This window comes from Cellvibrio sp. (assembly GCF_053579595.1).
In genome coordinates this window covers 1-10,327 of record NZ_JBRFPI010000139.1, presented here as the reverse complement: position 1 = coordinate 10,327, position 10,327 = coordinate 1, and the positions used below count along the sequence as shown (strand labels likewise).

Here is a 10,327-nt window from a genome sequence, read left to right as displayed (position 1 = left end):
ATCCAGGCGAGGGGTGATCGCAGAGGCTTTAAAGCTACTCATAGTGTCTTCCTCGGAGTTAAATACCGGTTTGCACCGGTAACGGTCATCAACAATCGTTATTGTCAGAACGGGTAAAACATGCGGAGCGGGTAAAACAAACAGTTATTGTCGGTCGTTGTGGCACTAGCGCTGTCATGACGACCGAAACCCGATACATGAAAATATCGGGTCAGAGGATTAATCAAACTTGCGCGAGGCGTTCAACCGAATTTGCTCGGTTAGTGTGGGTGGTTCGGGTTCCGCTCTGCGCATGGCGCGCAGCACTTCACCTGCGACGATAAAGGCGCCGACCAGCAGGCCTGAATAAATGAACATCACAAAGCTGTAGTCAACTGTGTAGTTCCAGGGGCGTGCAATACCAAGGTAACAAGCAAACAGCCAGGACACAGAGGAGAGTGCGCCAGTCAGCGTCACCAAAATTTGCTCGAAGGTCGGTAGACCAAGCAGGCCACGGCGGGAAGTCACACGCGGAAAGCTGAAGTAGTGCAGGGCAACTCCATTGAGCGTTAGCACCGATACCACAGTGAATTTGGCCCACAGCTTCTCGTTCATCAGATACTGCTGGGGATTTTCCAGGTAACCGAGCAGCACCAGTGCCAGACCGGAAATCCACAATACGACCAGCGCAATAAACATAATTTCTGCAGATTTGGTGAGATCTTTAATAGCAGTAGCCGAAAGGGGGCTGCCTTTGGATTTGGCCAAGGCCAAGTCTTGAATAAGCAAAATGCCAATAGCCACACATGCAGCCAGGAGATGTGCATAAACAATCAAGGTCTTCATAGTCGTCCGCGCCTTTGTTGTTGTTTTGAGTCAGGTTGTTGTGAGTAAATTGTTATTTTTTGCTATTTATGATTGCGCTAACAAATCATCTATAAAATCTTGTGACGAAAAATTGAGAATGAATTTTTACGGCCAGAAAAGCTATTTATAAACGCTCGCGCGCAAATTAGTTACAGCTGGATGGTGAAGCAGAAAAGTGTGTGGTTCTCGCGAATACAGCACTTGTTTCCCTCGTTCTTATCACGGTCTTTATAATTTTGGCGCCTTAATTATCCGTTTGGCGCTATGTGTTTATAACTAAAAAACATCTCTCTAATGGATGAATCTATTTTTATGTTTATTATTCCACGTTACAGCAAATTGACAGCGCGATCAATTCACAAAACAAAGAAAATTCATTTCATTTTTAATAAAGTCAGTAATAAGCTCGCAAAAACATTTTTTTTGTTCATAGGTAAAATTGCCTTCATGAAAAAGTGCTCTTCAATGAGTAGTTAGAAATAAAGAGGGGGCGATAAAAGGGATGCAACCTAGTGTACGGGCTTTTGTTAGGTCAGGTAAGTCATACAAATTTCGAGGTGAGATACTTGTTATTTGCATTTTTTTACACTACCTTGTCAAAACTTACTGATAGTAGCATTTTTCGAACGGAACCAGTTCTCATTTAGGGCTATAAAAGACCCTATAAACATCTAAAAATTATAAGAAAACAAATCCAGCCTTGTGGGATGTGCGCGTGTAGGACCCACTAAATCAGGCAGTTGATACAGACACTTTCTGGTAGTTCCTGCGATAGCGGTTTGGGTAGGGTGGGACTTATTGCGAGTGCAGTAACTCTTTCTCCGGTTACCGTAATGCAAATATTGTCGTTTAAATGATAGCGCTACCTTGTATGTATTATTTTTCTAGGGTACAAGTACACAATGAGAGGTTATTCGCAGATAGCATTGGAAAATAAAATCATAATAATTCCGATGCAATCTTCAGTAACGAGTCTCTCGATGTAATATTTTTTGCAAAAAACCATTAAAAATAACCACAATAATTGTTCAATGTCATTGTTTTACCAGCTTATTTTTTTGTTGGTATTGTTTCTGTGTTGCAAAACTGGCGCATTTTTCTGTAGTGGCTGATTCCTGTTAATCATCATTATTCAGGTGATTGGTGCATTGCCTTTCTTTAGCGAAAAATAAGGTTGCGCTAACAAATATATTGATGGACCGACAATGTCACAGGCAGGTACGTGACGGCCTTACCGGAATGTAAGGATAAATCAGCGTCAGCGGTATCAGGCGCGAAATAATAACGAGGCCTTATGGTCTTCCTCACTGGAATCCAGGAGAACTTGAATGACAACTCCCTTAAGAAAAACTTACGGCTTGGCTGCAGTGTTAAGCCTTGGACTGGCTGCTGCCAGCCAGGGTGCTGCAGCCGGTTGCACGTATAAAATTACTAACGAGTGGAACACCGGACTTACCGGTGAAATCATAGTTACCAATAGCAGCACAACCGCTGTAAATGGCTGGACTGTGGGTTGGCAATATGCGACCAACCGTGTCACCACTTCATGGAATGTACGCCTGAGTGGAAGCAATCCTTACACAGCATCCGATATGGGTTGGAACGGCAGTTTGCCGCCAGGCCAGAGTGTCAGTTTTGGTTTTCAAGTAGATAAACGTGGCGGTGCTGCTGAGATCCCAAGTGTGACAGGCAGTATTTGTTCTGGCGCAGTGACCAGTTCAGCAGCGCCATCCAGCGTACCGACGACCAGTTCTTCGCGCAGTTCGACTCCTGTCGTTAGCAGCTCAAGCTCAAGTGTGATTAACAACGGCGGCCAACAATGTAATTGGTACGGCACCCTTTATCCCCTGTGTGTTACCACCCAGAGTGGCTGGGGTTGGGAAAACAACAAGAGTTGTATTTCCCGCTCTACTTGTATCAACGTAGTGGGTGGTTCCTCCATTAGCAGTACTGCGCCAAGTTCCCGCTCCTCCATCGCTCCGAGCAGTTCGTCTGTCGCAACCACCAGTTCAGTTGCGCCAAGCTCACGTTCATCAATTGCGCCAAGTAGTTCGTCTATTGCACCAAGCAGCTCTTCTGTAGCGACTACCAGTTCTGTTGCTCCAAGCAGTTCCAGCATTGCGACGACATCGAGCTCGGTTCCAAGCACCAGTTCTTCTGTTGCGCCTAGTTCACGCTCAAGTAGCTCGGTATCTTCCAATGCCTCCAGCCGTATGGATAACCCATTCGTTGATGCGCGTTGGTACATCGACCCAATCTGGTCCGCCAAAGCACAAGCTGAAACCAATGGTTCAAAAATCGCTGGCTATAACACCGCAGTGTGGATGGACCGTATCGGCGCTATTGCTCCGACCGATGGTAGCTACGGTCTGCGCGATCACCTGGATGCAGCATTGGCGCAAAATGCAAATGTGATCCAAATCGTTGTTTACGATCTGCCTAACCGCGATTGCCATGCGTTAGCATCAAACGGCGAGTTGAAACAAGGTGCTGAAGGTACTGCCCGCTATCGCACTGAATATGTAGATGCTATTGCAGCCATTTTTGGTGATGCCAAATACAGAAGCTTGCGCATCATTGCGATTATTGAGCCTGACTCATTGCCAAATCTGGTTACCAACTTGAGCGATCCAGAGTGTCAACAAGCGACTGATGCAACCCATGGTTATGTTGCCAACACCCGTTACACCCTGAGCAAGCTTCACACTATTCCGAATGTTTACTCTTACGTTGATATCGGCCACTCAGGCTGGTTGGGCTGGACTGATAACTTCGGTAAAGCAGTAACCTTGATTGGTGATGCAATCAAAGGCGCGACTGGCGGTGTTAACACTGTTGCTGGTTTCGTATCCAACACCTCTGGTTACACTCCATTGTATGAGCCATTCCTTGATTCCTTGGCTAACAGCGCCTTCCCAGGCAGCGGTGGTGGTACACAAACCCGTCAAGCCAAGTTCTACGAGTGGAATCCGCATTTCAGTGAGGTGGCTTTCGTTCAAGCATGGCGCACTGCAATGATTTCTGCTGGCTTCCCAAGCACTATCGGGATGTTGGTTGATACCGGCCGTAATGGTTGGGGTGGTCCAAACCGTCCAGCTGCTCAATCAACCAGCACTGTTCTGGATACCTTCGTTGATCAATCACGTCTTGACCGTCGTACCCATCGCGGCAACTGGTGTAATCAGCGCGGTGGCATCGGTGAGCGTCCACGCGTTGCACCTGTGGCAGGTATTGATGCTTACGTGTGGGTGAAACCGCCAGGTGAATCTGATGGTGCTGCCTCGCAAGAGTTGTCCTTCGATCCACAAGATCCAGCAAAAGGCTTCGACCGTATGTGTGACCCAACTTACAACTACAACCCAGGCAGTGGCTCTAACGTAGATACGGGGGCGTTGCCAAATGCGCCAGTTGCTGGTCGCTGGTTCAAAGAAGGTTTGCAGGTGTTGATTAATAATGCTTACCCACCTTTGGAATAATTGGGTTAAGCAAACCGTGTGAGAGTGAGCATGGACAGGCATTTGGAGAGATGCCCCGGTTAAGGACGACTTTTTCCCACAATGGATTCGGGCGGGCGGAGCGGTTTTACTACAGCTCCCGCCGCTTGCCAGACTCCAATAGCTATCCCTGAAAAACCGTGAACTTCCCGACCCTCCATACGGTGGGTCGGTTTTTTGTTAGTTTGCCCCCTCCAGCATTTTCTAAAAATTATTTTTGCTGCGTTATTTGTCAAAAGTGAATCAACAAAAATAATTTCAACAGGGTTCGCCGGATTCATGAAAGCGAATCGCCCATAACAAAAATGTCTTTCACTACGTAAGTATTGTCAGTGGACTGGCCGGTGATAGAGTCTTGGTTAAAAAATCCCGCATACATTTGCGGGATTTTTTTGCCTGCATGGTGATCAAAATTCACAATGCCCGAATTGAATAGTCGATTTTTATATGAAATCACCGCTTTTTCAGCGAAATATTTGGCGATACGCAAGGGCTATGCTATTTATAACTGACTCATTCAGGGGAAATGAAATCCACTTTTACTGGTTTGCAGACCAGAAGCTAATAATCAAGTCTCAATAATAACGGAGAATGACCATGCCAATATCGCCCGAATTAGTTGCCGAAATGCAAGTGTTGCGTATGTTTGATACCAGTACCAGCCAGTCAGGATTAAAGGTTCACTCGGATGCTTCTGCTGATATTATCGCTGCGACGCGCCGTCTTTTTGAAAAACAATTAACAACCCAAGTGGATGGCGGTTACTTAACCCCTTTAGGATATGAGTCTTCGGTGCACCTGCAACAACTGTTGCAAATACTGAACTCCAAGCCCTTGCTGTAATTTTCGTTTGTTGACCTTAAAGCAATAGTTCTATAAATCTATTTGGTGCATACAACATCCAGTGTAGATGTTGTTGCATGCTGCAAAAAAACATACAAAAAAATACCTAGTGAGAGATTAATTATGCCCGCGCCCCATATCTTTTTGGTAAGGATTCTTTTGCTTATGTTTTTTTCTTCTGCATTATCTGCGCTGGCAGAAGTAACGCGCATTCCGCTCAGCAATGGCTCTATCGCTATTGAAATTACTCCTGATATCGGCGGGCGAATTTTATCTGCGAGCCTTCTCGATCAGCCCAATTTTTTACTTGTTGGCGCTGCGGTGGTTAGCGATCCAAATCCAGTGGTGACACCTGAATCCTACAATATAGGTTATTTGGGGCATGAAACCTGGGTGGGCCCGCAGAGTCAATGGTGGGTGCATCAACTGCTCAATCCCCAGCGTGCAGCTGCAAAAGCGGTGTGGCCGCCTGATCCCTTTTTAATTCTCGCTAAAAATACGCTGCAAGAAAAAAACGCGCAGCGCGTCATTATGCGAAGCCCTAATAGCCCTATATCGGGTGTTGCGCTGCAAAAAACATTTTCGCTTATAGATGGTAAACCCAATCAAATTCGCCTGGATGTGAATGCGCAAAACATTCGCGATTCAAATGTTGCTTGGGATATTTGGTTTAATACTCGCGTACCACACACAACGAATGTATATGTGCCTATTACAAGCATGCAAGATGTGCGCATTCAACACTTTACTGATGCTACTTATGGGCCACTGGAATACACTTTCAGCGAGGGTTTTTTTGCGCTGGAAAATTTTTCACCCAGCACACACAAAGGACGTAAAGGCAAGGTTTTCATCCAGCCTGAGCAGGGATGGATGGCTGCATTTCGCGGTGAGCAATTGTTAATTATCCAGTTTGCTCTGCAACCAAAAAGTGCAATTCATCCTGAGCAAGGGCAAATTGAACTTTATCAGGAGTTTTTAACCGAAAGACCGGAAGAAGGGTTGTTGGAGCTTGAAGTACATGCACCTTACAAAACCCTCAAGCCGCGTGAATCTATGTCAGCGACTGAAGTCTGGACACTTTTACCTTATGAGAATGAACAAACACCCGCAGCGCAGCGTGCTTTTTTACGAGAGCTTTTAGAACAGTCAATTTTGTGACTTTCAATATCGAATAGGCACCGAAAAGTTTAAATAGCTGTGGTAAGCGTATTAATTGCATCTTCAATATGGCTCGTTAAGTCATTCAATAATCCAGTACAAGACTGATTCGGCTCAGTTTTGCGTGCTGCATTAACTAACGCCAGAATATGTTCTTCAGTCTTAATGCGCTGCGCTAAGGCTTCGTTTGTATAATCAGAGGAGAGGGCGGCACCTAAGTGATGTAGCATCATTTCACCTGCCTCTTTATCCGGATCGGGAACTGAGGGTAAATCCCCAAGCTCTCTTATTGCAGATGCCAAACGGTTTAAAAATAATTTCCTGCTATTGGCAATATCCAAAAAGTGTTTTGCAATGTCTGATTGTCCAACCAGTTCAGCGGCATCATGATAGTGATCAATGCTTTCGCGGCAAGCTACAAATAACTCATTGAGGGCAACTTCGGTATCTGAAAGTAAACGAAACATTCTGTGCTCCTTGGCAAACTTGAGGTGTGGTTTAAGTAGGTACTGGCCTAATCACTTCCAACGCCTGTGGGATCACTTCGAATATTGCTGGCGTTTTAGTGACGGGTTCTCCGTCGGCATGAATTTCCTTCGCATGTTTTGTTTTAACTTCAATACGTTTACCTGAAATCGTGAATGTTTTTTTCATCTGGCTGTGTTTACCGTACCGCAACAAAGGAGCTTGTGTTAATAACTCCCACAAGGTTGAGGGAGGGAGGCTATACAAGCAGAGTAATCCATCATCAATTTCAGACTTTTCATCAATCACATTTCCTCCACCGTAATAACGGCCATTACCGATTGCGAGTTGGATGGAGCGCATCTGATGTGACTTACCATTTGCAGTTATCGTCACGCGAAATGATTGATTATTTTTAAACGCTGCAAAGGCTGCTTTCAAATAACTCAACACGCCCCATTTCTTTTTAACTTCTGGTGTTAATTCATGCGTGACAGTAACGCCTAGCCCGATGTGCGCGGCATTTAAAAAATAATGCCCATTAATAACCCCCAAATTAATCTTGCTGCGGTAATTATTGAGGATGGTTTGGAATGCATCAGGTAGGTTACTGGAAATTCCCAGCGAGCGCGCCAGATCATTTGCAGTGCCCAAGGGTAATATGGCGAATGGCAACTTATGTTTGTAGAGTGCTTCAGCTGCTGAACTGACAGTGCCATCACCTCCACCGAGAATCACTAATTGTATTTGGTCGCAATGATCCTGAATTAATTGCGCAGTTTCTTTGGCACTACCAGAGTTTTTTTGAATGATAGTAATGTCTGCACTTTTGAGCAACTGCAGGCCTTCCTGCATATCAGCAGTGCCTCCGTTGCGGCTATTAGCATTCAGGATTAACAAGGCAGTATTGATAATCGTCACCTTCACGTATTCCTCGGTTGTATCATCCATTCACTAATCTATTCGTTTTTACATGACCCTTGTATTTTTTTCCGTTAGTTGGCACACCTCCGATAGCTATAAATATTCATTTTTTGGATTACGGATACGGTGTTACTGCCGGGATAGTGGTTTACTAAATGCCAGTATGGTCAATATTTGCAGTGTTTATTTGCCCGTCATTTGCCTGCAACCAACGAGCCAATAACCAGCAGCACACTGCCCAGCCGGCACCTGCGGCCCAGCCTGCGAGCACATCAGTAGGCCAGTGCACTCCCAGATATACCCTGCTTGTACCCACCAGCAAGGTGATGGTGATGCATATCATTAAAATATAGGCTTTGATGATTTTGCGACGCTGTAATTGCGCCAGAAGGGCACCGAGCGTGAGATAGGTACTTGCCGCCAGCATGGAATGGCCGCTGGGGAAGCTCGCGGTGTAGACTTGTCTGCCGTGCGGAAGCAGATCGGGGCGGTCGCGATCAATGGCTTTTTTTAGAAGATTATTAGCTCCCAGTGCGCCAAGTGTTGCGATGAGGACTACTAGTATCATGCGGGGTTTTCGGTCTAGCAAAAGATAACCAATGACGGCGATAGTGAGTAGTATTAAAACGGCATTGCCACCAAGTGCCGTAAAGTCTCGCCCAATTTCTTCCGCCCAGCCCGGGCCGATAGGGTCGCTCACATCGGCGGCATTGCGCATACTGAGTAACAGTGCGCGATCAAATTCATGCGGATGATTTTCTAGCGCGATCTCGGTCAGGGCGACAAATCCCCAAAGCGATACCAAAACGAAGAATAGGGCAATTAAAACTGCGAATTCGCGATTGCCAATCCACAGCATGAGTTTTATTAAGGGATTCTGATGCGAGATAACACCCCAAAACTTCTTATCAATATGGGTTTGCTGATGATTTTTATCCATAGGGTTTCTCGCGAAAGTAATAATTTTTTGATCTTTTACATATGTCTTGCTGAGTAGACTATCGGTTTTGAGTGTAATCAGGCAAAAAAAATGCCAGAAAAATTTTCTGGCATTTTTCTGCTAGCATCCTGATGTTCCGTTAGCAGGTTGCTACTTGAATGATTAATTTATTTTTATAGATATCCCACCTTTTGCGCGAATGGAATAATCGAATTCCCATAAGACCCACCCCAGCTATAACCCGTGCGGCGCTCTTCCGACATTTGTGTAATGTCATAGAATTTGCTGCCGTCGCGATCGCTGAAAAATCCGCGGTTGGTATTTAAATCGTAAAAGCGATACCACATTTTGCTGCCTGCTTTTTTAACGATAGGGTTTGTCGCCGCCAGCGATGAATCGTAGGTGTAGCCATCAAGATACGTATTGGGGCTATTGAACCAAGCGACTCCTGCTCGCACCGCTTTTTCAATTTCAGCAGTTTGTGGTTGGGTCATCAGGAACGCAAGCACGCCCACTGATTCACTACCACTCAGCGATTCCAATTCATAAGCGCGCGCTTTTTTCGGCAGATAATCCGTTGCACCATGTTGAGCGCACCACACAGTTAATACACCATTTTGTTTCCATTGTGCTTTGAGAATATAGGCAGTGCCTTTGCTAACCGCTGTTTTAAATTTCGCACGGTCTGCATCATTAAACACATCGGTATCAAAAGGTGCGCGCTTGTTTGCGGCAAAATCCAATACTGTCAGTGCGTAAGCCATTCCGTTATCGTTGAAGGTTGCATGGTCTGCATAGCCGCCTTTCAACGGATAAAACTGCGGTAATGCTCCTGTACTGTACTGCGAACTCACAATAAAGTTTGCTGCGCGGCGAACGGCATCGCGGTACTTAGTGTTGTTCCCGGTTTTGTAAACTTCAGCGAGATAAACCATTTCCGTAATGGTAGCCCCATTGTCGATTGTGCCACTGTCGCTACCGCCGTTACCTGCGCTTACCGAGTTGTAATCAAGATTTTTTGGCCAACCACCATTGGACTGTTGGTAGGACGCAACAATATCAGCACGCGAGGAGTTCCATTTTGTGCGAGATTTATTGAGCCAGTTAGCGGCCGGGTTACCATCTAACGTTAATATGGCACCGTTGCCTGTCGCAGGGACAGAACTACTGGCCGCGCTAGCGCTGGATTTCACTGAGGAGGCAGCACTGCTACTGCTGGCTGCACCTGCACAGGTTCCGGCTTTGGTCGATGCGCCTTCAATTTTAATTGAGTCTATATTTGCGAGGCCATCTGCAGTGAGCGCTGTAAGTTGCAAACTGTTATTGCCCTGAACCAAATCGATTTCCACGCTCGCGGTTTGCCAATCGGCCCAGCTGGCTGTGGGCGGTAATTGCACGGTGTAATTACCGTTACTGCCGCCGTTAATCACCAGCGAACCATTGCGATTGGCAGTGCCGCCATTCGCGTAGCGGAAGGTCACCGTGTGGCGGGTGCTGGTGGTTGCATTAACGGCCCACACAATCGCCGCGCCTTGCGCATTATTGGAATTGGTGTAGCCGTTTCCGGTAAATCCGGTGTTGGTACTTTCGCTCGCAATGCCGTCTACGCGACAAAAACCCGCTTGCTCTTCTTGAATCGTGAAAGTTGCGGTTG

At 46.1% G+C, this 10,327-nt stretch carries 9 protein-coding genes; 3 read left to right on the top strand and 6 right to left on the bottom strand.

All coding sequences use genetic code 11. The features are described from left to right. Window positions 1–219: 219 nt before the first annotated feature. Window positions 220–825 carry a DUF2214 domain-containing protein gene (locus ACWA6V_RS10390; RefSeq protein WP_310069478.1) on the bottom strand — a complete coding sequence of 202 codons (606 nt, stop codon included), beginning with the start codon at window positions 823–825 and terminating at the stop codon, window positions 220–222. 1,349 nt (window positions 826–2,174) lie between these two features. Between ACWA6V_RS10390 and ACWA6V_RS10385 the strand changes: the two genes are divergently transcribed. Next, window positions 2,175–4,322: a glycoside hydrolase family 6 protein gene (locus ACWA6V_RS10385; RefSeq protein ID WP_449522422.1), complete on the top strand. Its 2,148-nt coding sequence runs from the start codon at window positions 2,175–2,177 to the stop codon at window positions 4,320–4,322. 295 nt (window positions 4,323–4,617) lie between these two features. On the opposite strand, the gene ACWA6V_RS10380 is transcribed toward ACWA6V_RS10385, so the two are convergent. Beyond that, the gene (locus ACWA6V_RS10380; protein ID WP_449522421.1) at window positions 4,618–4,830 is read right to left on the bottom strand and encodes a hypothetical protein; all 213 of its coding nucleotides are present in this window, start codon (window positions 4,828–4,830) and stop codon (window positions 4,618–4,620) included. A gap of 107 nt (window positions 4,831–4,937) precedes the next feature. Here ACWA6V_RS10380 and ACWA6V_RS10375 point away from each other — a divergent pair, with 107 nt between their 5' ends. Further along, a complete protein-coding gene (locus tag ACWA6V_RS10375) occupies window positions 4,938–5,183 on the top strand; it encodes a TIGR02647 family protein (RefSeq protein ID WP_310069484.1) in 246 nt (81 codons plus the stop codon). A 165-nt stretch (window positions 5,184–5,348) separates the two neighbouring features. Then, entirely contained in the window at window positions 5,349–6,344 is a 996-nt protein-coding gene (locus tag ACWA6V_RS10370; RefSeq protein ID WP_449522420.1) for a DUF4380 domain-containing protein, read from the top strand. A 29-nt stretch (window positions 6,345–6,373) separates the two neighbouring features. Here the strand turns inward: ACWA6V_RS10370 and ACWA6V_RS10365 are convergent, their stop codons facing one another. The 4 genes from ACWA6V_RS10365 to pelA form a co-directional block, all read right to left on the bottom strand. Further along, a complete protein-coding gene (locus ACWA6V_RS10365) occupies window positions 6,374–6,811 on the bottom strand; it encodes a DUF2383 domain-containing protein (protein ID WP_449522419.1) in 438 nt (145 codons plus the stop codon). Window positions 6,812–6,842: 31 nt separating this feature from the next. Further along, entirely contained in the window at window positions 6,843–7,760 is a 918-nt protein-coding gene (locus tag ACWA6V_RS10360) for a lipid kinase (protein ID WP_449522418.1), read from the bottom strand. A gap of 124 nt (window positions 7,761–7,884) precedes the next feature. After that, window positions 7,885–8,673, bottom strand: coding sequence for a phosphatase PAP2 family protein (locus ACWA6V_RS10355; protein WP_449522417.1), 789 nt, complete (start codon window positions 8,671–8,673; stop codon window positions 7,885–7,887). 173 nt (window positions 8,674–8,846) lie between these two features. Continuing rightward, the coding region (gene pelA / locus ACWA6V_RS10350) for a pectate lyase (protein WP_449522416.1) at window positions 8,847–10,327 on the bottom strand (1,481 nt) is incomplete at its 5' end.

Excerpts from the sequence above, each read along its gene's own strand:
- ACWA6V_RS10390 (WP_310069478.1), bottom strand. The coding sequence starts at position 825 with ATGAAGACCTTGATTGTTTATGCACATCTCCTGGCTGCATGTGTGGCT.
- ACWA6V_RS10385 (WP_449522422.1), top strand. The coding sequence starts at position 2,175 with ATGACAACTCCCTTAAGAAAAACTTACGGCTTGGCTGCAGTGTTAAGC.
- ACWA6V_RS10375 (WP_310069484.1), top strand. The coding sequence starts at position 4,938 with ATGCCAATATCGCCCGAATTAGTTGCCGAAATGCAAGTGTTGCGTATG.
- ACWA6V_RS10370 (WP_449522420.1), top strand. The coding sequence starts at position 5,349 with ATGTTTTTTTCTTCTGCATTATCTGCGCTGGCAGAAGTAACGCGCATT.
- ACWA6V_RS10365 (WP_449522419.1), bottom strand. The coding sequence starts at position 6,811 with ATGTTTCGTTTACTTTCAGATACCGAAGTTGCCCTCAATGAGTTATTT.
- ACWA6V_RS10360 (WP_449522418.1), bottom strand. The coding sequence starts at position 7,760 with ATGGATGATACAACCGAGGAATACGTGAAGGTGACGATTATCAATACT.
- ACWA6V_RS10355 (WP_449522417.1), bottom strand. The coding sequence starts at position 8,673 with ATGGATAAAAATCATCAGCAAACCCATATTGATAAGAAGTTTTGGGGT.